Source organism: Citrifermentans bremense, assembly GCF_014218275.1.
GTDB lineage: Bacteria > Desulfobacterota > Desulfuromonadia > Geobacterales > Geobacteraceae > Geomonas > Geomonas pelophila.
Genome location: NZ_AP023213.1, coordinates 3,285,156 through 3,312,046 on the forward strand (window position 1 = coordinate 3,285,156; position 26,891 = coordinate 3,312,046).

General features: G+C 62.1%; 24 protein-coding genes and 3 tRNA genes. All 27 read right to left on the reverse strand.

Annotated elements, in window-relative coordinates; translation table 11 throughout:
- Positions 1–75: 75 nt before the first annotated feature.
- Entirely contained in the window at positions 76–1,533 is a 1,458-nt protein-coding gene (gene gabD / locus GEOBRER4_RS14350) for an NADP-dependent succinate-semialdehyde dehydrogenase (protein WP_185242886.1), read from the reverse strand.
- Positions 1,534–1,759: 226 nt separating this feature from the next.
- Positions 1,760–3,007: a cohesin domain-containing protein gene (locus GEOBRER4_RS14355; protein ID WP_185242887.1), complete on the reverse strand. Its 1,248-nt coding sequence runs from the start codon at positions 3,005–3,007 to the stop codon at positions 1,760–1,762.
- A 166-nt stretch (positions 3,008–3,173) separates the two neighbouring features.
- Complete coding sequence (locus GEOBRER4_RS14360; protein ID WP_185242888.1) at positions 3,174–4,508, reverse strand: S41 family peptidase; 1,335 nt, start codon at positions 4,506–4,508, stop codon at positions 3,174–3,176.
- Between the two features lie 34 nt (positions 4,509–4,542).
- The gene (locus GEOBRER4_RS14365; protein WP_185242889.1) at positions 4,543–5,736 is read right to left on the reverse strand and encodes a murein hydrolase activator EnvC family protein; all 1,194 of its coding nucleotides are present in this window, start codon (positions 5,734–5,736) and stop codon (positions 4,543–4,545) included.
- A gap of 1 nt (position 5,737) precedes the next feature.
- Positions 5,738–6,682 carry a permease-like cell division protein FtsX gene (gene ftsX / locus GEOBRER4_RS14370; RefSeq protein WP_185242890.1) on the reverse strand — a complete coding sequence of 315 codons (945 nt, stop codon included), beginning with the start codon at positions 6,680–6,682 and terminating at the stop codon, positions 5,738–5,740.
- On the reverse strand, positions 6,669–7,340 hold the full coding sequence (ftsE, locus tag GEOBRER4_RS14375; protein ID WP_185242891.1) for a cell division ATP-binding protein FtsE: 672 nt from the start codon (positions 7,338–7,340) through the stop codon (positions 6,669–6,671). The genes ftsX and ftsE overlap by 14 nt, the downstream gene beginning before the upstream one ends.
- A gap of 31 nt (positions 7,341–7,371) precedes the next feature.
- The gene (locus GEOBRER4_RS14380) at positions 7,372–7,779 is read right to left on the reverse strand and encodes a type IV pilin protein (protein WP_085812007.1); all 408 of its coding nucleotides are present in this window, start codon (positions 7,777–7,779) and stop codon (positions 7,372–7,374) included.
- Between the two features lie 4 nt (positions 7,780–7,783).
- Positions 7,784–8,278, reverse strand: coding sequence for a type II secretion system protein (locus GEOBRER4_RS14385; protein WP_185242892.1), 495 nt, complete (start codon positions 8,276–8,278; stop codon positions 7,784–7,786).
- A 20-nt stretch (positions 8,279–8,298) separates the two neighbouring features.
- On the reverse strand, positions 8,299–11,016 hold the full coding sequence (locus GEOBRER4_RS14390; protein ID WP_185242893.1) for a cohesin domain-containing protein: 2,718 nt from the start codon (positions 11,014–11,016) through the stop codon (positions 8,299–8,301).
- Between the two features lie 20 nt (positions 11,017–11,036).
- Positions 11,037–11,669 (reverse strand): type II secretion system protein PulP, encoded by a 633-nt coding sequence (locus GEOBRER4_RS14395; RefSeq protein ID WP_185242894.1) that lies wholly within the window; start codon positions 11,667–11,669, stop codon positions 11,037–11,039.
- The gene (gene pilO / locus GEOBRER4_RS14400; protein WP_185242895.1) at positions 11,666–12,220 is read right to left on the reverse strand and encodes a type 4a pilus biogenesis protein PilO; all 555 of its coding nucleotides are present in this window, start codon (positions 12,218–12,220) and stop codon (positions 11,666–11,668) included. Before pilO ends, GEOBRER4_RS14395 begins: the two co-directional genes overlap by 4 nt.
- Positions 12,217–12,753 (reverse strand): PilN domain-containing protein, encoded by a 537-nt coding sequence (locus tag GEOBRER4_RS14405; protein WP_185242896.1) that lies wholly within the window; start codon positions 12,751–12,753, stop codon positions 12,217–12,219. Before GEOBRER4_RS14405 ends, pilO begins: the two co-directional genes overlap by 4 nt.
- Positions 12,750–13,667, reverse strand: a complete 918-nt coding sequence (pilM, locus tag GEOBRER4_RS14410) for a type IV pilus biogenesis protein PilM (protein ID WP_185242897.1) — start codon at positions 13,665–13,667, stop codon at positions 12,750–12,752. The genes GEOBRER4_RS14405 and pilM overlap by 4 nt, the downstream gene beginning before the upstream one ends.
- Positions 13,668–13,676: 9 nt before the next feature.
- Positions 13,677–15,398 carry a GspE/PulE family protein gene (locus tag GEOBRER4_RS14415; protein WP_185242898.1) on the reverse strand — a complete coding sequence of 574 codons (1,722 nt, stop codon included), beginning with the start codon at positions 15,396–15,398 and terminating at the stop codon, positions 13,677–13,679.
- Positions 15,399–15,405: 7 nt separating this feature from the next.
- Positions 15,406–16,611 carry a type II secretion system F family protein gene (locus GEOBRER4_RS14420; RefSeq protein ID WP_185242899.1) on the reverse strand — a complete coding sequence of 402 codons (1,206 nt, stop codon included), beginning with the start codon at positions 16,609–16,611 and terminating at the stop codon, positions 15,406–15,408.
- A gap of 72 nt (positions 16,612–16,683) precedes the next feature.
- Positions 16,684–16,869 (reverse strand): hypothetical protein, encoded by a 186-nt coding sequence (locus tag GEOBRER4_RS14425; protein WP_085811999.1) that lies wholly within the window; start codon positions 16,867–16,869, stop codon positions 16,684–16,686.
- Complete coding sequence (locus GEOBRER4_RS14430) at positions 16,866–17,609, reverse strand: polyprenol monophosphomannose synthase (protein WP_197971386.1); 744 nt, start codon at positions 17,607–17,609, stop codon at positions 16,866–16,868. The genes GEOBRER4_RS14425 and GEOBRER4_RS14430 overlap by 4 nt, the downstream gene beginning before the upstream one ends.
- A gap of 229 nt (positions 17,610–17,838) precedes the next feature.
- Positions 17,839–17,915 (reverse strand) — tRNA-Asp (locus GEOBRER4_RS14435).
- A gap of 96 nt (positions 17,916–18,011) precedes the next feature.
- Positions 18,012–18,087 (reverse strand) — tRNA-Val (locus tag GEOBRER4_RS14440).
- Between the two features lie 12 nt (positions 18,088–18,099).
- Positions 18,100–18,176, reverse strand: a tRNA-Asp gene (locus GEOBRER4_RS14445).
- A gap of 20 nt (positions 18,177–18,196) precedes the next feature.
- The gene (locus tag GEOBRER4_RS14450; protein ID WP_226377793.1) at positions 18,197–18,496 is read right to left on the reverse strand and encodes an HU family DNA-binding protein; all 300 of its coding nucleotides are present in this window, start codon (positions 18,494–18,496) and stop codon (positions 18,197–18,199) included.
- Positions 18,497–18,559: 63 nt separating this feature from the next.
- Positions 18,560–20,980 carry an endopeptidase La gene (gene lon / locus GEOBRER4_RS14455; RefSeq protein ID WP_185242901.1) on the reverse strand — a complete coding sequence of 807 codons (2,421 nt, stop codon included), beginning with the start codon at positions 20,978–20,980 and terminating at the stop codon, positions 18,560–18,562.
- A gap of 14 nt (positions 20,981–20,994) precedes the next feature.
- The gene (gene clpX / locus GEOBRER4_RS14460) at positions 20,995–22,248 is read right to left on the reverse strand and encodes an ATP-dependent Clp protease ATP-binding subunit ClpX (RefSeq protein ID WP_085811996.1); all 1,254 of its coding nucleotides are present in this window, start codon (positions 22,246–22,248) and stop codon (positions 20,995–20,997) included.
- Complete coding sequence (gene clpP / locus GEOBRER4_RS14465; RefSeq protein ID WP_085811995.1) at positions 22,245–22,844, reverse strand: ATP-dependent Clp endopeptidase proteolytic subunit ClpP; 600 nt, start codon at positions 22,842–22,844, stop codon at positions 22,245–22,247. Before clpP ends, clpX begins: the two co-directional genes overlap by 4 nt.
- 8 nt (positions 22,845–22,852) lie before the next feature.
- Complete coding sequence (gene tig / locus GEOBRER4_RS14470; protein ID WP_185242902.1) at positions 22,853–24,160, reverse strand: trigger factor; 1,308 nt, start codon at positions 24,158–24,160, stop codon at positions 22,853–22,855.
- A gap of 338 nt (positions 24,161–24,498) precedes the next feature.
- A complete protein-coding gene (gene cydB, locus GEOBRER4_RS14475) occupies positions 24,499–25,527 on the reverse strand; it encodes a cytochrome d ubiquinol oxidase subunit II (protein ID WP_185242903.1) in 1,029 nt (342 codons plus the stop codon).
- Between the two features lie 10 nt (positions 25,528–25,537).
- A complete protein-coding gene (locus GEOBRER4_RS14480) occupies positions 25,538–26,881 on the reverse strand; it encodes a cytochrome ubiquinol oxidase subunit I (RefSeq protein WP_185242904.1) in 1,344 nt (447 codons plus the stop codon).
- Positions 26,882–26,891 lie beyond the last annotated feature (10 nt).

The following is a 26,891-nucleotide window of genomic DNA, read 5'->3' on the forward strand; positions in this document are numbered from 1 at the left end:
CTCCCAGCCTCCCCCCTCCGTGGGGAGGAGAAGGTGCACCCTTTTTAGTGCAGCCCCGAAGGGGGAGGGGCAATGCTACTTGACCCCGCCGATGCAGAGGTACTTGACCTCGAGGAAATCCTCGATGCCGTACTTGGACCCCTCGCGCCCGATGCCGGACTCCTTGACGCCGCCGAAGGGGGCCACCGTGGTGGAGATGAGGCCGGTGTTGATGCCAACGATGCCGTACTCTATGGCCTCGGCGACGCGCCAGACGCGGGAGACGTCCTGGCTGTAGAAATAGGCGGCCAGGCCGAACTCGGTATCGTTGGCCATCTGGATCGCCTCCTGCTCCGTCTTGAAGCGGAAAAGGGGCGCCAGCGGACCGAAGGTCTCTTCTTTCGCCACCAGCATCCCGGGCTTCACGTCGGCCAAAACGGTCGGCTCGAAGAAGGTCCCCCCCAGCATGTGGCGTTTGCCGCCGGTCACCACGCGCGCGCCGCCGGCGAGCGCGTCCTGGATATGCTCCTCGACCTTCTCCACCGCTTTCATGTCGATCAAGGGCCCCTGCTGGGTCTCGCCTTTTAGGCCGTCGCCGACCTTCATGTTGGCGACCGCCTGGGCCAGTTTTTCGGCGAAGCGGTCGTAAACCCCGTCCTGGACCAGGAACCGGTTGGTGCAGACGCAGGTCTGGCCGGTGTTTCTGTACTTGGAGATGAGCGCACCCTCGATGGCTGCGTCGATGTCGGCGTCATCGAAGACGATGAAGGGGGCGTTGCCGCCAAGCTCCATGGAGACCTTCTTCACGGTGCCGGCGCACTCTGCCATCAGCTTCTTCCCGATCTCGGTGGAGCCGGTGAAGGTGAGCTTGCGCACGATGGGGTTCGCCGTCATCTCCCCGCCTATTCCCGCAGCGGAGCCGGTGACGACGGAGAAGACGCCGTCCGGGACCCCGGCGCGGCGGGCCAGTTCCGCTAGCGCCAGCGCCGAGTAGGGGGTGGCGGTCGCGGGCTTCACCACCATGGTGCAGCCGGCGGCAAGCGCAGGCCCCGCTTTCCTGGTGATCATGGCGGAGGGGAAGTTCCAGGGGGTTATGGCGGCGCAGACGCCGATCGGCTCCTTCAGGACCACGATCCGCTTGTCGCTTTGATGAGGCGGGATCACGTCCCCGTAGATCCGTTTCGCCTCCTCGGCGAACCACTCCAGAAACGACGCGGCGTAGACAGTCTCGCCCCGCGACTCGGCCAAAGGCTTCCCCTGCTCCGCGGTCATCAGGACGGCCAGGTCCTCCTGGTGCTCCAGGAGCAGCTCCGACCAGCGCCTGAGAATCACGGAGCGCTCCTGCGCGGTCTTGGCGCGCCACTTGGGAAGGGCGGCGTTGGCGGCCTCGATGGCGCGGCGGGTCTCGGCGCCCCCCATCTTCGGGATGGTGCCCAATTTTTCGCCGGTGGCGGGGTTGGTGACGTCGATGGTCTCGCGGCTGTCTGCGCCGGTCCATGCCCCGTTTATGAAGCAGAGCTGCTGGAAAAGGTTGCTGTCCTTGAGAACTAACATCGGCTCCTCCCCTGTAAACCACATTGAATGATATCGACGGCTAAACCCGGCGGCTGCGGCCGATGCCGGGCAGATTGTGTATACCTCATACTTCGCCCGGCGGCAACAGGAAAACCTCAATGATCCTGCGCCTCGCGACGCGGCTCCCCCGGTCTCAGGCCAAGCCCGGCGGTTGCTCGGGAGAAGCCCCTTGAGCCTCAGGGCCCGACAGGCGCTCCCCGCCGGCTCATTCCTTTTGCTGGTCCAGCTCCTGCGATTGAGCCAGATAGTTGGCGGTGAAGATGTAGTCGTCCAGGTAATCCACCTGGCCGTCGCCGTTCAGGTCCGCTCCCGCCGCGAGGAAGTTCCGGAAAGAAGCCTCCGTCACTGCGCTCCCTTGAAGAGTCGGCAGCCGAAGGGCCGGCGTTACGGTGAGCGGGAATTCCTGGGATAGCCCCTGGTAGAGCATGGTGATGCCGGCTTCGACCACCCCTGCCTCAGGCTTCGCCTCGACCTCCCACTCCCCTTCCTCGGTACGGCTGACCGAGACGAAGCGCGCCCCCTTGAAGGAGAAGACCGGCGGTCTCTCCCCGGTCTCCATGGCGATGACCACGGTGACCGTGGCGTTGCCGTCGGCAATCGCTATCGGCGGGAACTGCTGCAGGGGCTGCTCCCCCACCGGCTTGAAAAGGGAGGTCAGGCTGGCGACGCTCCGCTCCCCCTTGAACTGCCGGAAACGCTCCAGCACGCTTTGCAGGTGCACCGGTCGAGTCGGGAGTTGCGGCGCAGCTTTCGCCTCGGGCTCGCGTGCCTCCACCGGCGCAGCCTCCCTGTGCTGCGGCTGAACGGGGGTAAGTTCCCGGTCTTGGGCCTCCTGGGGCACACCCTTAGGCTCAGCCGCCTGGGATTGCTCCTGGGGAAGCGTCACGGTTCCGCCGAGGACGACGGGAGCCGGCCGGCCAGTCGCCTCAGTGGCGTCGATTACCAGCGGCTCGTCCTTGTCCTCTTTGCTCTCGGCGGGATTCCCATCGGGAGGGGTTTCCACGTGGCCTGGGCTTTGCGGGTTCCGGATCGCGGTGGCAGGGATGGGGAGCTTCTTCCCCTTCGCGTCGATGAGGGAGGCCGTGAGCAAGGTGATCACCCCGGCCGAGTCCCCCATCCTTTCGAAGGCGATGGTGGCGATTACGCCGCTTGATGCCGCGAGCGCTTTCGAGCCGACGATGGCGATCCGGATCGGGTTGCTCGGGTTGCTGGAGTTCAACATCCCGTCGACGAAGTTCCCCATGGTGATGCGGGGCGAGGAGAGCGTGTTCCTGTCGTAGCCCACTGCGATGTCGAGCCCGGCGACGCCGGCCATCTGCTCACCTCGCAGCACGAAGACTCCATCCGCCGAAGGCGAGGCAATGGACAGAAAAGGCGCGGCGAACAGAGTTGTTGGCAACAGCACCAGCACGAACAGTATCAACAATCCGCGGCAGGCATTTCTTCTCGACATTGGAAACCTCCTGACAGGTGGAGTCGGAAGCGGGATTGAACAAGGGTTTACTTTAGCCAGTGCAGGTTGGACTGTCAAGAAAGGTACGACACAGACGCAACGGCATAAAAAAAGGAAGGAATAGCAGTACTATTCCTTCCTTTTGTCACTTCAGTTTATCGTCCCATCAGGACGGGAGTTTTCCCATGGTCTTCAGGATCTCCCACCCTTTCAGCAGGTCGAGGGCGCGCAGCACCTGGGAGTCGCTCTTGATCATTTCGTCGGTCTTGTAGGGCGCGGGCTTCTCCTTCTTATCGTCGGTGCCGTCCTTTTTGTCCCCTTCGAAGTGGTTCTCGAGGTCCTTCTCCCTGATGTGCATCCCTTCACGCTTCTCGCTGCTGGCGGCAAGGTCGACCTTCTCGGCGACGATGTCGGGGGTGATCCCCTTGGCCTGGATGGAGCGGCCGCTGGGGGTGAAGTACCTGGCAGTGGTGAGCCTCAGCCCCGAGTTGTCGGCGAGCGGGATGATGGTCTGCACGCTCCCCTTGCCGAAGCTCTGGGTCCCCATCACCACGGCGCGCTTGTGGTCCTGCAGGCAGCCGGCGACGATCTCGGAGGCGCTGGCGGAACCGCTGTTGATCAGCACCACGATCGGGTAGTCAGGCTGCTTGTGCCCTTTTCTGGAGGTGAAGCGCATCTGGGAATCCTTCTCGCGCCCCTCGGTGTAGACGATCAGCTTCCCTTCGTCGATCCAGTGCTCGCTCACCCGAACAGCCTGGTCCAGGAGCCCGCCCGGATCGTTGCGCAGGTCGAGCACCAGCCCCTTGAGCTGCTTCTTATCGCCCTGAAGGGCCTGCAGCGCCTTTTCCAGGTCGTCGTCGGTCTTCTCCTGGAATTGAGCGATCCTGATGTAGCCGTAGCCGTCATCGAGCACCTTGTGCTTCACGCTCTTGACCTGGATGATGTCGCGCTCCAGGACGAAGTCCTTCGTCTTGTCGAACCCTTCACGCATGATGGTGAGGGTGACCTTGGTCCCTTTCACCCCCCTCATCCTCTTCACCGCATCGGTGATGGTGAGGTCCTTGGTGAACTTGTCGTCGATCTTGAGTATCTGGTCGCCGGCCTTGATCCCTGCCTTGAAGGCGGGGGTGTCCTCTATCGGGGAGATGACGGTGAGGATCCCTTCCTTCACGGTGATCTCTATGCCGAGGCCGCCGAAGGAGCCCTTGGTGTCGATCTTCATTTCCTTGTAGGTTTCAGGAGGCATGAAGGAGCTGTGCGGGTCCAGCGAGGTGAGCATCCCGTTGATGGCGCCGTAGACGAGCTTCTTGGTGTCTACCTCCTCTACGTAGCTCTTCTTGACGATGGCAAGCACGTCCGTGAACAACTCGATGGACTGGTAATCGTTGCCGCCCCCCTGGGCGGCGCATCTGCGCTGCATGCCGAAGCCGATCACCAGCGTCAGCAGGCACACGGTTGTGACAAACAGGGTTGTCTTCTTCAATTTGCTGCCCTTGAACATTTTACCTCCCTAGGATTTTGTTACGGTACCCTGCTTATCTGAACCAGGGGGACGGGTCGACCGGTTTCCCCTGGTATCGGATCTCGAAATAAAGCATCGGTCCCTTGCTGGAATCTACGTCGCCCACGCTGGCCAGGACCTCGTTCTTTGAGACCTTCGCCCCGACCCTTTTCGCCATCGATGAGGCGTGGGCGTAGAGACTGAAGAAGCCGTCCCCGTGATCGACGATGATCATATTACCATAGCCCTTGAAATAGTCCGCAAAAATCACTTCGCCGTCGTAGACAGCGTGGATGGCGCTTCCGACTGGGGCTGATACAGAAATGCCGTTGCTGAACGTGAAGGAGTCGAACTCAGGATGCTTGTGCCTGCCGTAGCGGTCCACGATGGTCCCCCTCACCGGCAGGGAGAGCCTCCCCTTCTGCGCCCCGAGCCCCTGGTTCGGTACGGCCACGGACCTGGGAGAAACGGGCTGCGCCTTGGTACCTTGGGCTTTGCCGCGAACCTTGGAACTATACGCTTTTCTACTTCTGGCTTCAAGCTTTTGGATCATGCTCTGCAGGCGTCCCGCATTGGCCTGCAACTCCTTGAGCGAAGCCAGGTACTGCTGCTTGTCCTGCCTCACCTTTACCAGGTAGTTCGCCTTCTTGCTCTTCTCCTGCTCTATCTCGCGCTTTTTGGCCTCTATGTTGCGCCGGATCCCTTCTTTGCGCGCCGCGTCCTGCTCCAGTCTCTGCTTCAACAGGTTCAGTCGCTTAAGGTTCTCGTTGTACTGCTGAAAGAGCTTCCGGTCGTTCTCCAGTATGCTGCGCATGTAGCGGAGGTTTTCTGTCATCTGCGGGAAAGACTCAGAGGAGAAGAACACCCTGAGGTTCCCGGTGTCTCCCCCCTTGTACAGGGCGGCGACGCGGCGGTTGATCTGCACCCGCTTGCGCTCGGCCTCCTGGCGCTCACTCTCGATGTCCACGAGCGTCTTGTCGATCCCCTTTTCCACGGTGGCCAGGTCGCGCCCCAGGGAGACCAGGCTGGACTGCTTCTCGGCCAGGGTCTTCTGGATCTGCACCAGCTCGCCCGAAACCTTGGTCTCCACCTTCTGGGTCTTAGAGATGAGCCGGTTCTTTTCCTTGATCTGTTTCTTTATGGTCTGCAGCTCTTCCTTGGCCCCCGCGCCGCAAAGGGAAGGGATCAGGAAGAGGGCCAGACAGCTTATCAGGAGAATGTGACGCATGCTAGACGTTTATGAACCTCTTCAGCGAGGTCGCGCTGCCGATGAAACCGAGCAGCACCCCTCCCAGTACCACCCCTACCAGGTGCGAGGGGGGAAGAAAGGAAAGACCAGCCGAAGCCGGGTTGATGCCGAGGAAGTCGCCGGCATTTTTCAGGAAGGCGAAGTAGCAACAAAGAAGCGCCAGAAGCGAGATCACCGCCCCCGCGGCCCCCTGCAGCACCCCCTCGATCAGGAACGGGGCCTTGATGAAGAAGCGGGTCGCCCCCACGAGCCCCAGGAGTTCAAGTTCGTCCTTCCTGGCATAGATGGTGAGCTTGATGGTGTTGGAGACGATGAAGAGCACCGTTATGGTGAGGAAGCCGCCTAGGAGCGCCCCCATCAGGCGGAACAGGTTCATGAAGGAGTTGAAACGGCGGACCCACTCCTCACCGTACTGCACCTCGTTGATCCCCTCGAGCCTCTTGAGCTTCGCCACGTAGGCCGCGACCGAATCGTTGTCGCGGTGCTCCCGGTCCAGGCGGATCTCGAGCGATGCAGGGAGCACATCGGCGGAGATCCCCTCCAGGAGGGACTCCTGCCCCTTGAGCCTGTTCCTTAGCCGCTTCTCGGCCTCGGCCTGGCTCACGAAGACTACCTTGGCGGTCCCCGGTATCGCCTGCACCCTCCCCTTCAGCGCGGCCACAGCAAGCGGCGCCGGCTCGGCGTCGAAGTAGGCGGTCACCTGCACCTTGTCGCTCCAACCCTCGGCCATTCCGGAAAGGTTCACGTAGACCAGCAGGAAAAGCGAGGCGATGAGGAGCGCGAGCGCAATGGTCCCCACGGTGACCGCGCTCACGAAGACGTTTTGCCTGAGGTTCGCCACGGCCCGGTTGGAGAAATAGCCCAGGCGCCCGAAAAAACCCTCCTGCGCCAGCTTGGGACGGACTGCCTTGTTACTCCTGGACATCGGCCACCTCCACGATGCGTCCCTTCTCCAGCCGGATCATCCTGCGGTGGGAGTTCTCGATCACGCGGCGGTCGTGGGTTGCCACCACCACGGTGGTGCCGCGGATGTTCGCCTCCTTGAAGATGGAGAGGATCTGCTCCTTGTTCTCGTCGTCCAGGTTCCCGGTGGGCTCGTCCGCGATCAGGATCTTGGGGTCGTTCACGAGCGCCCGGGCCAGCGCCACACGCTGCTGCTCACCGCCGGAGAGCCTCAACGGTGTGGTGTTCACCTTGTCCTCGAGCCCCATGGACTTCAGGATGTGGTACACCTTCTTGCCGATGTCGCGCTTGCCCCACCCAAGAACCTCCAGGGTAATGGCGACGTTCTCGAGAACGGTGCGGTTTGGCAACAGCTTGTAGTCCTGGAACACCACCCCGATGGAGCGGCGCAGGTAGGGGATCTCTTTCCTGGAAAGCCTCGTCACGTTGGCGCCGTCGATCACCACCTGCCCGCGGGTGGGGATGAGTTCGGCGTAGATGAGCTTCAGAAGCGTCGACTTCCCCGCCCCGGACTGCCCGGTCAAAAAAACAAAATCCCCTTTGGGGATTTTGAGGGACACGTCGGTCAGCGCCGTAGATTCGGCCTGATACGACATCGATACGTTGTGCAGTTGGATCATTTTCCTTAAAGCCTCGTCTGTTTCGTGAGGGTTACCACTCGTTGTAGGGCACGCCGTTGGAGCCGACCAGCGTGGAGCCGCTGTGCACGTCGTAGACGCCTGTGGCCGGCTCGCCCGAATCGGTGGCAGGAGGCGCGGCGGTGACCCAGGTCTCCCTGGACTTGGTGAACGGGTCCTTCGGGATCTCCCTCAGGTACTTGTTCTTGTTCTCCACGAGCTCCTGCAGCGTTTCCGGGTACTTGCCCTGGTCTGCGTAGTACTGGTCTATGGTGGAGCGCAGGGTGTAGAGGTCCTCGCGCAGAACCGATTCGCGCGCCCGGACGATCCCCCACTGGTAGTTCGGCGCGCTGATCGCGGCCAGGATGCCGATGATGGACAGGACGATCATCAGCTCGATCAGGGTGAAACCCCGCTGCGTTTTTGCAATCCTCTTCAACATGAGGTCACCAGTCCTTGTATTTCGTGCCGTCGATCGCCGTCCCGTCGCTCAAGGAATAGACGTCGAAGACGTCCTCCCCACCCCAGGTGGTGCTGTCGGGCTCGTCGTTGTGGGAGCGCAGCCCCCACCCGTCTTCGTCCCCCTGAGGCGTGTAAAACGGGTCCGCCGGGATCCTGCGCAAGAACTTCTTCTTGTACCCCAGGTACCCCTTGACGTCGTCCCCTTCCACCAGCACCTTGAGAGTCTCGGGGTACCCCTCCGGCTTATTGAGCGAGGCGATGATCTTCTTCTCATCGACGCCACGGTCGTAGGTCTTCTTGTACTCGTCGATGGCGGCCCTGATCTCGCGCAGGTTCCGCCTGAGCTCGATCTCCTTGCTCCGCTTCGAGGCCATCTGGGCGGAAGGAAGTATCAGCGAGGAGAGGATGATGAGTATGGACATCGTCACCACCAGCTCGATCAGGCTCAACCCGCGCTTGTCTTCAAGGATTTTCCACATGATCTGAAAGCCCCGAAAGGCTACTTTACCTCCACCACGGACTTGAAGGCGGTGACCGGAATCTGGTCACCGGTCCTCTTGCTGAAGTTGGTGTTGTTGATGGCGACGCCGGCCGATCCCGTCCCTATCGCCTTGAAGCCGACGGTCGCCAGGACGCCGTTGGCCATGCCGTTAGACTCCTCGCGCATCCCAGACATCCAGATCTCGCCCTTTTTCTTGTCCACGAAGGACTGGAAGGTAGAGGGCTTGCCCGGCTGCTTCAAGAGGTTTCCCTCCGACTGCGAGACGGGCTCCAACAGCTTCGGGTCGTAGGAGACAACGAATACGGCTTTGTACACCTCCTTCATGCCGGAGCCGTTCACCTGGACGCTGAACTGGTCGTTCAGCTTCACCTTGGCGGGGAGGCTCAGCGCGATCATGGAGTCGGTGAGAAGCGGGATCGATTGCTTCGCTGCGGGTGCGGCAGCGGGGTCTGGAACCGGGGCCGGCACAGGTACAGGCACAGGCGCGGGAACCGGTTCGGGGACCGGTTCTGGGCCCGGTACCTCCTCCTCGGCCGGAACGGCGTCCGGTGCAGGTGCCGGTACTGCCGCGGCAGCGCCATCGGGAGCAGGAGCGACATCGGCCGGAGCAGGAGCGACATCGGCCGGAGCCGGAGCGTCATCGGTCGGAACCGGGGCAGGAGCGACATCGGTCGGAGCCGGGGCAGGAGCGACATCGGCCGGAGCAGGTGCAGCAGCCGGTGCGGCAGACGGTACGGGAACAGGAGCGGGAACAGGAACAGGCACCGGCTTTTGTACCGGCACCAGGCTAGGGAGCACCCTCGGGGCCGGTTTCGCGGCAGCAGGGGCCGCCCCCCCGGCTGCCGGCTCCAGGTTGGCGAACTCAGGTTCCACGAAGGAGGAGTAAGGCTGGTGCGCCGAAGGTTCGTCCTCGCGCCCGGACCAGAAGGCTGCGACGTCGTTGTCGGGAACGGTCACGCCGCGCACGATCCTCGGGGTGATGGCAAGCAGCAGCTCGGTCTTGTCCTTCTTGTCGCTGGTGTTGCTGAACAGCGGCCCGAGGACCGGGATGTCCCCCAAGAGGAATACCTTGCTCTTGCTGTCGGTCTGGGTCTTCTGGATCAGCCCGCCGATGATGCTGGTCTCGCCGTCCTTGAGCGACAGCACGGTGTCGAGGTTCCTGGTGCCGATGGTGACCACGGTGGTGGCCTGGTCGGTGCCGATGGTCTTCTCGTTGAGGATGGAGCTCACCTCGAGCCCCAGCTTGATCGCGACCTCGTTGTTCAACTGGATGGTCGGCTCGGCGTTCACCTTTACCCCGACGTCGACGTACTGCACGTTGACGCTGACGCCGCCGCCCGAGGGCGAGGAGGTGGTGGTGATCGGGACCCTGGTGCCGACGTTGAACTTCGCCTTCTCCCTGTTCTTCACCCTGATCTTCGGGTTGGAAAGGGTTTCGCCGTTGGCGAGCGTCTTGCCAAAGTTGAAGGTGGCGTTGGGGACCGTGAGATAGCCGTTATACCCCCTGACGTTGAAGACGTTCAAAAGGTTGTTCGGCTGTACCGGCGTAGTCGTCGACCCGGTGGTAGTTGTGGTGGTGACTGCGCCCAGTGTGTCGACCAGGAACGGATTGGTGCCGGTGCTTCCGGGCCCGGTCACCCCCATTGAAGTGGCGTACCTGGAGAGGAGCAACCCGAAGGTCTCGGCGTTCTGCTTGGAGAGCTCGAAGACCTCCACCTCGAGGAGCACCTCGGCGTCGGGGACGTCGTTCGCCTCCAGGATCTTGCGCGCCACCTCGATCACGTCCGGGGTGTCGCGGATGACCAGGGCGTTGGCTTCCTCGTTCACGTAGATCTTCTTCACCTGGAGCATGGTGCGCACCAGGTTGACCGCCTTCTTCGCGTCGAGCTTGTTCAGGTAGAAAGTCTGCAGGAAGAGCTCTTCGTACTGCTTCACCTTATCCGGGGTCTTCGGGTAGACGATGATGGTGCTCTCGTTCAGGATCTTCTTGTCCAGCTTCTGCATCCCGGTGATCAGCTCCATCGCCTGCTGGAAGGAGCCGTTCTCCAGGTGCAGCGTGATGTTCGTGTCCTTCACCGCCTCGTCGAAAACGAAGTTGATGCCGGAGAGCTGGGAAAGGATGTTGAAGACCTCCTTGAGCTTTGCGTCCCGGAACTTGAGGGTTATCGGCTTGGTCGACTTGAGGTTCAGTTCGAAGCCGTCCAGCTTCTGGCGCTTGTTGGCAAGGATGCGATCCAGCCCCTGCTTCGCTTCCTTGTTCTCGGGCTCAAACTCGAGGGCATGCTTGAACGCTATCATCGCCTCGCGCGGCTTGCGGTTCTTCTCGAAGTCGAGACCCTCCAAAAGGTAGGTCTGGGCGTTTCTGAGCTTAAGCACCTGGTCCGCCTGGGTCTTGGCCAGGACGTGGGTCGGGTCCATTGCGTAGGCGCTCTGGTATTCCCTGAGGGCTTCGTCGTAGTTCTTCTTGGCGAAGAACGCCTCGCCCTTTTCGAAGTGTGCGCGCGCAGCCGTCTCGGTGATGTTCAATAGCTTTACCCGGTACTCGCCGACGTCGGGGTTGGCAGCGGATACCTCGGCGTACTTCACCAGCGCGGCGTCAAGGTTCCCTTCCCGCTCCAGCTTCTCTGCCTTGCTGAATGCGGTGCGACCGGAGGTGCAGCCCGAAAGGGCCAGGGCCACCAGCATCAGGGTTAAGATCGGTCTTGGTCTATGCATGCAGTTGCTCCTTAACCTTATTACTTGGTGCGGCGCGCGAGCGACCTGTTCTCGACCAGGGGTATCACCATCTGCTGGTCGGTGGTCAGGGACTTGATGGTCAGTGCATCGTCGGTCAGGTCGGTCACCTGGAACCTCGACCCGAGCTTGGTGCCCTTCTTGGCCAGGATGATCTCGTTGTTCCTGGAGAGGAACACAGTCTTCTCCCCGTTTTTCTTCAAGTAGCCAAGGAAAACGAACTTCGCCATCTCGGACTCGTCCACCTGTGCCTGGGTCGGAGGCGGCGGTGGCGGCGGCGCAGGCTGTGCCTGCGGCATCGGAGGCGGAAGAGGAGGCAGCTTGACCGGCGGGGGAGGCGGCGGCAGTTTGAGCGCAGGGGGCGCCTCTTCCTTGAAGATGGGGGAAAAGATGTTGCGCTTAAAGCCGGTGAACCCGGGCTGCGCCTGGTCCAGTTGCGCGAGATGCACGCTCTTGTTGTCGACCGCGGCCGGTTGGACCGGCGCCTTCTTGTTCCTGGATACCGAAGCCACCATCCCCGGGCGGTTCTTCAGCGCGGCCACCTCCTGCTGCCGCGGCGAGCGCAGAAACGAATAGCCGACGGAGCCAGCGAGGACCAGCAGCAACAGGGAAAGCACTAGCTTCTGGCGGTTCATGCCCCCTCCGTCTTCATATACACCGTGGTCTGGACCCTGAGGTTCACCATCTCCTCGGTCTGGCTCTGGCTCCCCAGCGCGATCGAGTCGACCGTGATCAGTTCGTTGTAGCGCAAAAGATCCGCGATGAAGCTCTTCACCGAGCCATAGTGCCCGGAAACGGTAAAGGAAACGCCGTAGGTCGCGATCTGCTTCTGGTCCTTCAACTTGCCGGGCTTGTAGCTTACCCCTTTAAGCGAAAGCGAGTTCTTCTTGGCGCTGTCGTAGATCTGGCTCATCAGCGCCGGGAAGCGCTCCTTGGGCACCAGGCGTTTTTGGAACTCCGCCAGGTCGCGCATGCCGTTGTGGTAGCGCGAGGCGTCACCCACGGCCTCCCCCCTGGCGATCGCGTCCCTCCTGGCGAACCACTCGACCTGCGCCTTCTCCAGCGCGGGGCGCTGCCACAAGGAAAGGTAGAGCTGCACCGCTGTGGCGAGCAGGAGCAGGAAGGCGAGGAAAGCCAGCGATTTGCCCCTGGCGGCCACGATGTCGCGTAAGATCTGGAAATTCATCGGTAACCGACCTTGCAGGAGATGGTGAAGCCTATACCCTGCTGGCTTTTGCCCACCTTGACCTCGTTTTGGCCCAAGAGGTACACCTCCGAGAAGTTGGGAGACTGTTCCATGTTCTCCAGCAGCGTGCGCAGGTTGGAGAAATTGTAGGCGACCCCCGCGAACTTGAGTGACTGCTCTTTCAAAGCCGGTTCCACCTGGGTCAGCGCGACCCCAGGGGGGACCACCCCTTCCAGCTTGTCCAAAAGTGCGAGCCAGTTGAGGGTCTTTTTGTCGATCAGCTCGTTGGCGAAGGCGATCCCGCTCTCCACGGACTTAAGCTGCTCCGGGCTAACCGGCGCAGCACCCGGACGTCCGCTGTTGAGAGCCGCGCTTTCGCGCTTGATCTTGTTGAACTCGACCTGATTGCCGGCTATCTCGCGCACCTGGTACACCAAGAGCGTTGCCAGCAGTAGCCCTCCCCCGATGAGCCAGGCGTTCAAAAGGCGCAGGTTGAGGTAGCGCCGGGTTGCCAGGTTTATGGTCAGTTTCATGGCAGGCTCCTCAGGGCGGCGCCCATCGACCCCGCCAGGGCGTGCAGTGCCGGGCGGTCCAGCCCCAGCGCCGGGGCCTGCTGCACCATGCGCTCCAGGTCGAGCAGTACCGGCTCGATCCCGGCGGCTTCGGCCACGAGCGCCCGGAACGACTCCGCGTCGGCGGGGGCCGCCATGCAGAGGACCTCCCCCACGGCCTGCCCCGGGAAGCGGTCGCCGTAGACCAGGAAGGAACTGTTCACCTCGCGGTAGAGGTTCTGCACGTCGCCCACCCCTTCCTTGGTGCGGTAGAAGCTCAATACGCCGGCATGGAAGATGAGCACCGTCATCGCCCCCTGGTAGAAGGTGACGAAGGCGCCGTCTTCCGAGATGTCCAGCCGCGGCGCGAAGAGGCGGTACAGGTTGAACGAGGTGAAGTCGATCTGCTTGGGCTCCAGCCCAGCCTGGATCAGGAGTTCCTCGTACTGCGTCACCACCGCCCGCGAGACGAGCGAGACCAGCAGCGACACCGAACCGTTCTCCTTCTCCTCCAGGGTCTGGTAGTCCAGGTGCACGGTGCCGATATCGAAGGGGAGGCTCTTTTTCAGCTTCCAGCGGATCACGTCCAGCCCTTCATCGCGGTTGCGGAAGCGCGCCTCCAGGTCGAGCAGCACCACCCGCCCCACCGCGTCAGGAAGGGAGACGCAGACCGAGCGCTCCCGGGTCAAAAGACGCAGGTAACCCTCCCTTAGCGCGTTGACGAACCCCTTGGGGTCGTTCACGTTGGGCTCCCGGCGCGACAGGGTCAGCATCCCCGGCGCAAAAGGGACCGAGAGCCCCGTTTCCACCTTCGGGGTCTTCCCCCCGCTCACCATGGCGAAGCTGAGCCCGCCGGCGGAGATCTCGAGTCCCAGGCCAGTCCTCGCCCTTAGCATGGCTCGCACCTACTCGACGAAAGTGACACGGTTGATCTCCTTTATCGTCGTCTCGCCCGCCAGCACCTTGGCGACCGCGCTCTCCCGCAGGAACATGGTCCCGGCGGCCTTAGCCGCCTTCTTGAGCGCCGCCACCGGCGACTTGGCGATGATCAGCTCCCTGATCTCGTCGTTTAAGTCCAAAAGCTCCACGATGGCGGAGCGGCCGCGGTACCCGGTGCCGTTGCACTCGTCGCACCCCTGAGCCTCGTAGAGGGTGAGGCCGCGGGCGCTTTCCGGGTCGATGGCGGACTCGCGCAGCTCCTCGTCGCTCACGGTGACGGGCTTGCGGCAGGCGCGGCAGATCTTCCTGACCAGGCGCTGCGCCATGACGCAGTTCAGGCAGGCCACGAAGTTGTACGGGTCGATCCCCATGTGGGTGAAGCGGCCGATGACGTCGAAGACGTTGTTGGCGTGCACCGTGGTGAAGACCAGGTGACCGGTGAGCGCCGACTGCACCGCGATCTGCGCCGTCTCCGAGTCGCGGATCTCGCCCACCATGATCTTGTCCGGGTCGTGGCGCAGGATGGAGCGCAGCCCCCGGGCGAAGGTGAGCCCCTTCTTCTCGTTGACCGGGATCTGGGTGATGCCGGAGAGGACGTACTCGACCGGGTCCTCGATGGTGATGATCTTCTCGAGGCCGGTGTGGATCTCGGTGAGGGCGCCGTAAAGGGTGGTGGTCTTGCCGGAACCGGTAGGCCCGGTGACCAGCACCATGCCGTAGGGCTCCTTGATCATCTTCCTGAAGCGCTTGATCTCGCGCGACGCCATGCCGAGGGTCTCCAGGGTGAGCCCACGGAGGTCGCTGGCAATGCTTTCCTTGTCGAGGATACGGATGACCGCGTCCTCGCCAAAGGCGCTCGGCATGATGGAGACGCGGAAGTCGATGGACTTAGCCCCGATGCGCACCTTGAAGCGGCCGTCCTGCGGGATGCGGCGCTCAGAGATGTCCAGCTCGCTCATGACCTTGAGACGGGAGATGAGCGGCCCCTGGAAGTGGGAGTCGATGGGGTCGGTCGCCTTGTAGAGGACGCCGTCGATGCGGTACTTGATGAGGACGCCGTCCTGGGCGGTCTCGATATGGATATCGGAGGCGCGCCTGGTGAGCGCGTCGAGGATGGTGGAGTTCACCAGCTTGATGATGGGACTCGTGTCAGCGGAGACGTTTTCGACCGAGAGGATCTCCTCCCCCTTGTCGGTCTCGGTCACCAGCTGCAGCATGAAGTCCTCGGAGACCTCCTTCAGCACCCGGCTGGTCCCCTCCCCCCGCTTCAGGTGGTAGGCGATTTCCGATTCGGCGGCCACCTTGAAAAGGAGCGGGCGTTCCAGAAGGAGCGCCATCTCGTCCAGCTGCAGCACCGCGGTCGGGTCCGAGATGGCAACGACCAGGAGGTCCCCCTGCAGCTCCAGCGGCACGAAATGGAAGCGGAACATGGTCTCCGGCGGGATGAAGCTGAAAAGGGACTCGTCCGGCCGGACACCCTTTAAGTCCACGTACTCGAGGCCGAACTGCTCCGCCAGCGCCACGGCCAGGACGACGTCGCTGATCAGCCCGTCGGCCAGGCAGATGATGCCCAGGCGCTCCTTGGTGCTCTGCTGCTTGTCCAGCGCGTAGGCGAGCTGGTCCGGGGTCAGGTCCCCCCGCTCCAAAAGGATGTCGCCCAGTCTTTTCTTGCGGAAAGGTTTCAGCATGGTTCCTCTAGCCGACAGTGCTGGCGATCTTGAAGATCGGCAGGTACATGGTGACGATGATGCCGCCGATGAGCACACCCATGACGATCATGATCGCCGGCTCGATGGAGGTGGTCAGTACATGGAGGTCCCGCTCGATCTCTTCCTCGAAGTAGTCCGCGATGTCGGAGAGCATCTCCTCCAGGCTCCCGGTGGTCTCGCCGACGGTGAGCATCCGAAGCGCCAGGGGGGGCATCAGCTTCATCCCTTCCAGCGCCGTGGAGAGCTTGCTCCCCTCCTCCACGCGGTGCACGGCGAGGAGCAGTCCGCGCTCCAGCACCTTGTTGTTCAACGTCCCCACAGACATCCGCATCGCCTCGACGATCGGGATACCGGAGCCGAGCACGGTTGCCAGGGTGCGGGTGAAGCCTGCCAGCGCGTAGCGGCTGGTGATGGCGCCCAGAAGGGGGGTCTTGATCTTGAAGCCGTCCACGGTGTAGCGCCCCGACTCGGTCTGCCTCCAGCGCCTGAAGGCGGCGACCCCACCCGCCACGAGGAGCAGCAACAGCGGCAGGTAATGCCGCAACAGCCCGGTGAAATTGATCAAAATCTGTGTCGGCATCGGCAGGGCCGCACCGGAATCCGCGTAGATGGTGCTGAAGGTCGGCACCACGTAGATGAGCAAAAGGCTGACCGCCACCGCCGCGACCGTGACCAGGATGGCGGGGTAGATGAGCGCGCCGATGACCTTGCCGCGGAACCCCTCGGTCCTTTTCAAAAAGGCGATGTAGCGGCGGATGGTCTGCGGCAGGTCGCCGGTCCGCTCGCCGGCGCGGATCGACGCGATGTAGAGATGGGGAAACACCCGCGGGAACTTTTCGAACGCGGCGGAAAGCGCTATCCCCCCTTTTACGTCTTCGCGGATCGCCGACAGTATCTCGTTCAACTTCCCGCCCCCGGACTCGAGGATGGTGTCGAGCGCCTGGAGGATGGGGAGCCCAGCCTTTAGCAGCACCAGGAGCTCCTGGTTGAACAAAAGGAGCTCCTTGTTGCCGATCTTCTTGCGCCCGATCCCCGACTCCAAAAGGAACTGGAACGGCTTCTTGCGCAGTTCGAAGACGACGTAACCCTGCTCTTCCAGGCTCTGCCGGAGCAGAACTGCGTTGACCGCGTCGAGCTCCTTGACCAGAACCTTGCCGTCCGAGGCGCCTATTTTACAGGTAAAAACGGGCATAAGGCAATATGAGTACCACAAAAGTGGCTGAATTAAAACCTCAAAAGAAAACCGGTTCTGTCTACGCCGGCGTCAGGCCTGGGTCATGCCGATCACCCAGGCGGCGAAACAGATCAAGGCTCCCGCCCCCCATTTCACTGCCGCCAGGCGGTCGAAGCGGTCCCGTGCCGGAAAGGCCTTCAGGATCAGCAAAATGGTGCAGGCTACGAAGCCCCAGAGCCCGCCGAGACAGACCAGGGACCAAAGCGCGTCGCTCATGACACCCCCCGTTCTGGCAAAAGGCCTCGCAGAAGCGACCCTAACTTCAGCTTCCAGACCATGACCACAGCCTCGCGCACGATCCTCTTCGACATCTTCGAAGTCCCGGCGTGCCGGTCTATGAAGATGATGGGGACCTCGCTGATGCTAAACCCCTTCTCCTTGACGCGGTAGTTCATCTCGATCTGGAAGGAGTAGCCGTCCGAACGGACCTTGGCGAGATCGATCGCCTTCAGCGTTTCGGCGCGGAAGCACTTGAAGCCGCTGGTGCAGTCGGAGATGGTGAGGCCGGTGATGACGCGCGTGTAGACGCTGGCGAAGTAGCTCAGCATGAGGCGGCGCAGCGGCCAGTTCACCACGCTTACCCCGTTCAGGTAGCGGGAGCCGATGACCAGGTCGGAGCGCCTCAGCTCCTCGAAGAAATAGGGGATCACCGCGGGATCGTGGGAGAAATCGGCGTCCATCTGCACCACCGCGTCGGCCCCAAGCGAAAGCGCGCGGGCGAAGCCTTCCCGGTAGGCGGACCCAAGCCCAAGCTTCCCCTTACGGTGCAGCACCGTCACCCGGCCGGTCTCAGCCGCCAGCGCCTCGGCCACCTCTCCGGTGCCGTCCGGCGAGTTGTCGTCCACCACCAGCAATTCCAGCGAGGGGTCTAGGGAAAGTACCTGCCGGGCCAACCGCTCCAAGTTGTCCCTTTCGTTGTAGGTGGGTATCACCACGATCGGTTTGATGGGCTTCAAGAGGACTCGCTTTCTTTTGACTAGAGATGACCGGAAAAAGACAAAAAAAGGGCCCAGCCGGGGCGCGCTGCGCCTGGGTTGGGACATCGCAGAGAATAAACGATTTGCCTCGGGCAAGTCAAGACAAAGGGGCGCAGGCTGAGCCGGTCAGGCTGCTGCAGTTTCGGCGCTGGCGGGAGCAAAGGGAAAAAGAAAAAGGGAAGATCGCATCTGCGATCTTCCCTTTCAATGGCGGGGTTGACGGGGCTCGAACCCGCGACTTCCAGCGTGACAGGCTGGCACTCTAACCGACTGAGCTACAACCCCAAGACTTCAAGACGGTTCGACGTTCAAAGACGTCAACCGTCCCGTTCCTGGGTTCTTGGTTCCAACGTTAATGGTTGAACCTTGAACTTTTTCTTTTGGTGGGTGAAGAGGGGATCGAACCCCCGACATCCAGCTTGTAAGGCTGGCGCTCTCCCAGCTGAGCTATTCACCCTTTAGATATGTATGGCGGGGTTGACGGGGCTCGAACCCGCGACTTCCAGCGTGACAGGCTGGCACTCTAACCGACTGAGCTACAACCCCGCATGTACAACTTTTCTGCTTTAGCTGTTTACCAGGTCCTTCAGCGTGTTCCCCGGCTTGAACTTCGGCGCTGCCGAAGCGGCGATCTCGATCTTCTTGCCGGTCTGCGGGTTCTGGCCGGTCCTCGCGGCGCGCTGCGCGACGCTGAAGGTGCCGAAGCCGACGAGGGTGACCTTATCGCCTGCTGCGAGGCAGTTGGTCAGCGCGTCCAAAATTCCCATGAGGGACTTCTCAGCATCGACCTTGGTTAACTGGGCTTCTTCTGCTATGGCGCTTACCAGCTCTGCCTTATTCATTGCTCCTCCCGGTCTGCATCGCAAAGTGAAGACATCTTATACCAGAGCCCCGTCGCGGCTGTCAATCTTTTTTCTGCGGCTTTTTTTCTAATGTGGCACAACTGAATTTTCGGCCACGGCGACGGTCGCATCGCCGTAGAGCGCGGCCGGAGCGAGCCCGACCGGTGCGAGCAGCGCGTACCCCAGCACCTCGTCCATGTGGGCCACCGGGTGCACGGTGATGCCGGCGCGGATCTCCTTGGGGATCTCCGCCAGGTCCTTCTCGTTCTCCTTGGGGATCAGCACGGTCCGGATCCCCCCACGCCCTGCCGCTAGAAGCTTCTCCTTGAGGCCGCCGATGGGGAGCACCGTGCCGCGCAGGGTCACCTCGCCGGTCATGGCGATGTCGCGCCTCACCGGCCTCCTGGTGAGCGCCGAGGTGAGCGCGCAGGCCATGGCTATGCCGGCCGAAGGGCCGTCCTTGGGTATCGCCCCTTCCGGGACGTGAATGTGGATGTCCAGGTGCTGGTAGAAGTCCTTGGCGAAGCCGAGCAGCTCCCCTCGCGAGCGGACGTAGGTCATCGCCGCCTGCGCCGACTCCTGCATCACCTCGCCGAGCTTCCCGGTCACGGTCAGCTTACCCTTGCCCGGCAGGGACACCACCTCGATGTTCAGGAGCTCCCCACCCACCTCGGTCCAGGCAAGGCCGGTCACGAGCCCGACGGCGTCCTCGAGCCCGGCCTCCCCGTACTTGAACCGGGGTGCGCCCAGGTAGCCGGCTATCTGGCGCGGCTGCACGGTGCGGCGCAGTTTCCCGCCGCCTGCCACGGCGAAGGCGATCTTGCGGCAGATGGAGCCGATCTCGCGCTCCAGGTTCCTCACCCCCGCCTCGCGGGTGTAGCGGCGCACCAGCTCAAGGACCGCCGAGTCGGTGAAGCCGACCCCCTTCCCGGCTAGCCCGTTGGCGGCCGCCTGCTTGGGGACCAGGTACTCGCGCGCGATGGCGAGCTTCTCGTGCTCGGTGTAGCCGTCCAGCCGCACCACCTCCATGCGGTCCAGAAGCGGCCTCGGTATGGTGTGGCTGGAATTGGCAGTGGTGATGAACATAACCTGCGAGAGGTCGTAGTCCAGGTCGAGGAAATGGTCGTTGAAGCAGTGGTTCTGCTCCGGGTCGAGCACCTCCAGAAGCGCCGAGGCCGGGTCGCCGCGGAAGTCCGAGCTCATCTTGTCGATCTCGTCCAGAAGGAACACGGGGTTCGACGAACCGCACTTCTTGAGCGACTGGATGATCCGCCCGGGCATGGCGCCGACGTAGGTGCGCCGGTGCCCCCTGATCTCGGCCTCGTCGCGCACCCCACCCAGCGAGATCTTGACGAAGTCGCGGCCGGTCGCCTTGGCGACGGAGCGGGCAAGCGAAGTCTTGCCGACGCCGGGGGGACCTACCAGGCAGAGGATGGGACCCTTCATCCCCGGCGCCAGCGCGTTCACCGCCAGGAACTCCAGGATCCTGAGCTTCACCTTCTCCAGGCCGTAGTGGTCCGCGTCCAGCCGTTCCCGGGCCACCTTGAGCTCACGGTTCTCCTCGGCGTAGGCACCCCAGGGAAGCGCCAAGAGCCACTCCACGTAGTTGCGCACCACCGATGCCTCGGCCGACATGGGGGACATGAACTTCAGCTTCTTGATCTCGCTTTGAATCTTCTGCTTCGCCTCGGGGGAGAGGGGGAGCTTGGCCGCCTTCGCCTCCAGGGTGCGCAGCTCCTGCTTGAACTCGTCCTTCCCTCCCAGTTCCTTCTGGATCGCCCTGATCTGCTCGTTCAGGTAGTAATCCTTCTGGGTCTTCTCCATCTGCTTCTTGACCCTGGCGTGGATCTTCTTCTCGATCTGCAGGATCTCGATCTCCGCCCCCATGAGCGACAACAGGCGCTCCATGCGGCGGGCAGGCTGCACCGCGGCCAGAAGCTCCTGCTTCTGCGCCACCTTGAGGTTCAGGTGCGGGGCGATGGAGTCGGCAAGGCGCGAGGGGTCGGCGATCGCCTGCACCGTCTGCAGGAGCTCGGACGGGACCGAGCTGTTGAGCTCCGCGTAGCTCTCGAAGGAGGCGAGCACGCCGCGCTTCAGCGCCTCGTTCTCGCTGTCGTTGCCGCTTTGCTCCTCGAGCACCTCGACCTCGACCTCGAAGTATTCGCTGTTGTCGGAGAAGGAGGCGATGGAGCCGCGCCGCTTCCCTTCCACCAGCACCTTGACGGTCCCGTCGGGGAGCTTCAGGAGCTGGATCACCTGGCAGAGCGTCCCGACCGTGTAGATGTCGCCGGGCTCAGGGTCCTCAGTCTTCGCGTTTTTCTGCGTGGCCAAAAGGATCAGCTTGTCGTTTTGCGCCATGGCCGCCTCTAGGGCGAGCACCGACTTCTCCCTTCCCACGAAGAGGGGAATCACCATGTGCGGGAAGATAACTATGTCCCTTAATGGAAAGAGAGGGAATCTTTCCGGATTCCCCCTCTTTTTACCTCTGGTTCTGGCTTTCTCAGTCATGTTTTCCTGTATGCTCAGGCGCTTTCCGCCACGTTCTCGTAGACGATGATCGGCTTTTCCTTGCTGTAGATCACCTCTTCGTTGATGACCACTTCCTTCACCATGCTCTGGGACGGGATCTCGTACATGATGTCGAGCATGGCGTTTTCGAGGATGGAGCGCAGGCCGCGGGCGCCGGTCTTTCTCTTCAGTGCTTCCCGCGCTATGGCGACCAGCGAGCCGTCGGTGAACTTCAGCTTCACGTGCTCCATGTCGAAGAGCTTCTGGTACTGCTTGATGAGCGCGTTCTTGGGTTCCTTGAGGATCTGGACCATCGCCTCCTCGTCCAGCTCGGAGAGCGAGGCGAGCATCGGGAGACGACCAACGAACTCGGGGATGAAGCCGAACTTCAGGAGGTCCTCCGGGGTCACCCCGGCCAAAAGCTCCCCTGCCTTCTTCTCCACCTTCTTCTTCACGTCGGCGCCGAAGCCAAGCGTCTTAACCCCGATCCTCTGCTGGATGATGCTGTCCAGCCCAGGGAAGGCCCCGCCGCAGATGAACAGGATGTTGGTGGTGTCCACCTTGAGGAACTCCTGCTGCGGGTGCTTGCGCCCGCCCTTGGGGGGTACGCTCGCAACTGTCCCCTCGATGATCTTCAAAAGGGCCTGCTGCACCCCCTCGCCCGAGACGTCGCGGGTGATGGAGGGGGAGTCGGACTTCCTGGCGATCTTGTCGATCTCGTCGATGTAGATGATCCCCTTCTGCGCCTTCTCGACGTCGTAGTCGGACGCCTGCAAAAGGGTGAGGATGATGTTCTCGACGTCCTCGCCCACGTACCCCGCCTCGGTGAGGTTGGTGGCGTCCGCCATGGCGAAGGGGACCTTGAGGATGCGGGCAAGGGTCTGCGCCAGGAGCGTCTTGCCGCTGCCGGTTGGGCCCAGGAGCAGGATGTTGCTCTTCTGCATCTCGACGTCGCCCGGCTTAACCGCGGCCTCGACCCTCTTGTAGTGGTTGTACACGGCGACGGCCAGGACCTTCTTGGCCCGGGACTGGCCGATCACGTACTCGTCGAGGACTTCCTTGATCTCCTGCGGCTTGGGAAGTTTCCTCACGTCGGTTGCGGAGGCATCCTCCAGCTTGGACTCCTCCGCGATGATGTCGTTGCAAAGCTCGATGCACTCGTCGCAGATGTAGACCGTGGGCCCCGCAATCAACTTCTTTACCTCTTCCTGGCTCTTCCCGCAAAAGGAACAGATCAGCGTGTCGGAACGGTCATCTCTTCTGCTCAATTGGCACCTCCGGTGACGACATTTCTAGTCACGATAGCATCAACGATGCCGTAGTTCATCGCTTCTTCGCCCGACATGAAGTAGTCGCGCTCCGTGTCGGCCGTTACCTTCTCGACGCTCTGGCCGGTGTGCTCGGCCAAAAGCGCGTTCAGTTGATCCTTCATGCGCAGGATCTCTTTGGCGTGGATATGGATGTCCGTCGCCTGCCCCTGGAAACCGCCCAGGGGCTGGTGGATCATGATGCGCGAGTTGACCAGGGAGAACCTTTTCCCCTTCTCCCCGCCGGAGAGAAGGAACGCCCCCATGGAGGCGGCCTGCCCGACGCAGATGGTGGAGACCGGCGCCTTGATGTAGCGCATGGTGTCGTAGATGGCCATGCCGGCGGTAACCACGCCGCCGGGGGAGTTGATGTAGAGGTGGATATCCTTGTCCGGGTCCTCGGCCTCGAGGAAGAGGAGCTGCGCTATCACCAGGTTCGCGACGTTGTCGTCGATGCCGCCGCCCAGGAAGATGATCCTGTCCTTCAGAAGGCGCGAGTAGATGTCGTAGGACCTCTCTCCCCGGCCGGTCTGCTCCACTACTATCGGTACAAGCATGGACACTCCTATTTAATTTCCGCCTTGGGGACTTCGGTCACCTTGGCGCGTTCAAGAAGGAACTGCACCGCCTTGTCTTCCCGCATCTGGGCCATCAGGTTGTCCTTGGCCCGCTCGTTGGTCTTGTAGAGCTGCGACACCTTCTCCAGGTCCTGCCTGGTCTGCTCGGCGATCACGGAGAGCTGGGCCTCGAACTCCTCTTCGGTCGGCTCGATCTTCTCCTTGTCGGCGACCGCATCCAGAAGCAGCGAACCTTTCACCTGCTCGCGGGCGTTTTCGCGGAACTGCGCCTTGTAGCTGTCGTCGGTCATCCCCATCATCTCGAGGGAAAGCCTCTGGGAGGTAAGTCTCTGCTTGGTGCTCTCCAGCATCATCTGGACCTGGCGGTCCACCAGCGCCTCGGGGACCTCGATGTCGTTTTTCTCGATCAGGGCCTTGATGAGGCGGTCGCGCAGCTCGGCGTTGATGCGGCTGGTCTCCTGGGCCTCGTTGATCTCGGCGAGCTTTGCTTTCAGCAGGTCCAGGGTCTCGAACTCCTCGCCGAACTCCTTGGCGAAGTCGTCGTTCAGCTCCGGAAGCTCCTTCACCTTGATCTCCTTGACGGAGACCTCGAAGTCGGCGGGCTTGCCGGCGAGCTCGGCGCTGCCGTACCCCTCGGGGAAGTTGACCTTGATGGTGCTGTTGGTCCCGACGGTCATGCCGACCATCTGGTCTTCAAAGCCGGGGATGAAGCGCCCGGAGCCGAGTTCGAGCTGGAAGTCCTCGGCGGAGCCCCCCTCGAAGTAGACGCCGTCTGTGGAGCCCTTGAAGTCGAAGGTGACGAAGTCGCCCAGGGCAGCGGCATGTCCTTCGGGTGCCGGTCCGAGCTGCGCCATGCGCTCCTGCATCTCCTTCAGGCGGGCGGCGACGACGGAATCGTCGATCTCCAGCTTCTCCTTGACCACTTCGAGGCCGGCGTAATCCTTGACCTCGATTTCGGGGAAGATCTCGACGGTGGCGGAGTATTTGAACGGTTCACCCTTTTTCAGCTGGTCGCTCTCGATCACCGGGTAGCCGACCGGGTTCAGCCCCTTCTCGTTCACCGCGCTGAAGTAGCTGTCCTGGACCAGGTTCTTCACCACGTCCTCGGCCATCTTCTCGCCGTAGTGCTTCTCGATCAGGCCCATCGGGACCTTGCCCTTACGGAACCCCTTTATGGCGGCATGCTTTCTTATTTCGGCATAAGCTTTGTCAACTTCAGCAGAAACTTTGTCTGCCGGGATTTCGAAGTTCAACTTCTTCTTGATGCTGTTGACCGATTCAACGCTGATCTGCATGAAAATTCCTCTCTTTTGTTCACATTATAGGGCAGGCTCTCTGCCGTAATGCCTATTGGCATGGGGTCTGGGCGGGAATTCTGATGACGGGTCGTCGGGGCATCCGCAGGGGAAGCTGCCTCACGGAAGAGGCTTGGGAGCGGCGCTCGTCGTTTGGCGCACGCAACAAGAGGGTAAAGTACCAAAGGGGGAGGGAATTTGTCAACACAGAATTAGATATGTTCTATCAACGCTTTAACCTGCCGCGCCAGGGGGAGAGCCCCCCTCAAAACTGCTCAGGCCGGCGGTGAATCAGCCGCGCCTCCGGACAGGGCCGGAGACGCGGCTGGCGCGCTTTGCTAGTAGGCCTCGTGGTCCCCGGCCAGGGTCTCGGCGCTCACCCGCCCCCGGAAGAGACGGTAGACCCAGATCTTGTAGGCGATCACGATCGGCACGAAGACGAAGGCGACGACGGTCATGATGCGCAGCGTGTAGTCGGAGGAGGAACTGTTGTATATGGTGAGGCTGTAGGCCGCGTCCAGACTCGAAGGTATCAGGTTCGGGAAAAGCCCGACGACCCCGGTAAAAACCACGCCGAGAATGGTGGCGCAGGAGGCCGCGAACGCCGCCAGTGTCTCCCCCTTGGCAAGGAACAGGCGCACGGCCAAAAGTGCCGCCACGGCGATAAGCGGCACCACGGCGAAGACCGGGGCGGCGAGGTAGTTGTCGTAGAGCTTCGTCGCGAAATTGCTGTAGGCAAGGAAACCGACCGCCACCACCAGAAGCGGCACCCAGAGGAACTTCGCCAGCTCCTCGGCACGCCGGCTCAGGGAACCGGTGCTCTTAACGGCCGCGTAGAGCGCGCCGTGCTCCAAAAAGAGCAGTACGAAGAGAAGCCCGCTGACGATGCCGTAGGGGTTCAAGAGGTAAATGAGAGAGCCGTGATACCCCGCCTCGTCCATGGGAAGCCCCGCGAAGATGTTGCCGAAGGCCACCCCGAACAAAAGCGCAGGGATAAAACTGGAGACGACGATGGCCCAGTCCCAGCACCCCTTCCAAAGGGGACCGTCCTCCTTGCCGCGGAACTCGAAGGAGACCCCGCGCACGATGAGGGCGAAGAGCAGCAGCAACAAGGGGGTGTAGAGGTAACTGAACATGAGCGCGTAGGTGGTAGGGAAAGCGGCGAAGGTGGCGCCACCTGCGGTCACGAGCCAGACCTCGTTGCCGTCCCAGACCGGGCCGTAGCTGTTGATGAGGACGCGCCGGTCGGTATCGCTTGTACCGAGCACGCGGTGCAGCATCCCCCCTCCCAGGACAAACCCGTCCAGCATGAAATAGACCCCCCAGAGAACACCCCAAAGCACGAACCAGACGATATGCAGATCCATTTCTTCCCCCCTATTTTCCGAAGGCGCCGGTGGCGCCGGTGCTGGTTTCTTCAGGCCCCTTGCGGGCGAACTTGGCCAGAAGGTAGATGTCGACGAAGCCCAAAAGACCGTAAAGGAGCGTGAACCCGAGCAGGGAGCCGATTACCTGCGACAGGTCGATGCTCTTCGAAACCGCGTCGGAGGTCCTCATGAGGCCATAGACGATCCAGGGCTGTCTCCCCACCTCGGACACCACCCACCCAAGCTGGTTGGCTATATAGGGAAGCGGGATGCAGAAAACCATCAGGCGCAGGAACCAGGGGTACTTCTCCAGGAGGTTGTTGCGGTGGAAAAAGAGCGACACGGCGGCGAGGATGATGAAGAGGGTCCCTAGCCCGACCATGGCGCGGAAGCTGAGGAAGACCGGGAGCACCGGCGGGCGGTCCTCCTTGGGGAAGGAGTTCAGGCCGCGCACCTCGGCGTTCAGGTCATGATAGGCCAGAAGGCTCAGCATGCCGGGAACCGGTAAGGCTGAGACCAGGTTGCACTGGTTCTTCTCGTCGGGAAAGGCGATCAGGTGCATGGGGGCGTTGCGGCAGCTGTCCCAGATGGACTCCATGGCTGCGAACTTGGCGGGCTGGGTCTTGGCGACGTCGACCGCGTGGAAGTCGCCTACCACTGCCACCATAAGCGTCGAGACCAGCGCGAAGACCGCTGCCATGCCGAAGGATGCCTTGAAGAAGGGGCGGTTGCGCCCCCTGAGCAGATGCCATGCCGAGACCCCCATGACGAAGAAGGCCCCCACCGTGTAGCCGGAAACGATCTGGTGCCCGAATTTCAAAAGGCCGAACGGATTGGTGAGGAGCGCCATGAAGTCGACCATCTCCGCGCGCCCGTTTCGGAGCACATACCCCACCGGGTGCTGCATCCAGCCGTTGGCAAGGAGGATCCAGAGCCCCGAGAGGTTCGTCGCCAGGGCGACGATCCAGATGGAGGCTGCGTGCATCTTCTTTCCGACCTTGTTCCAGCCGAAGGCCCATACGCCGATGAACACCGATTCGAGGAAGAAGGCGACCGTCGCCTCGATGGCGAGGGGGGCGCCGAAGATGTCGCCCACGTACCTGGAGTACTCGGCCCAGTTCATGCCGAACTGGAACTCCAAGGTGATGCCGGTCACCACCCCCAGGGCGAAGTTGATCAGGAAGAGCTTCCCCCAGAACTTCGCCATCCGCATGTACATCTCGTTGCCGCTGATCACGTAGCGGGTTTCCATGGCGGCCACGAGAATCGACAGCCCCAGGGTCAATGGGACGAAGATGAAGTGGAACATGCTGGTGATGGCGAACTGCAGCCTGCTCAAGGTCAATACATCCATTTGTGCGCTC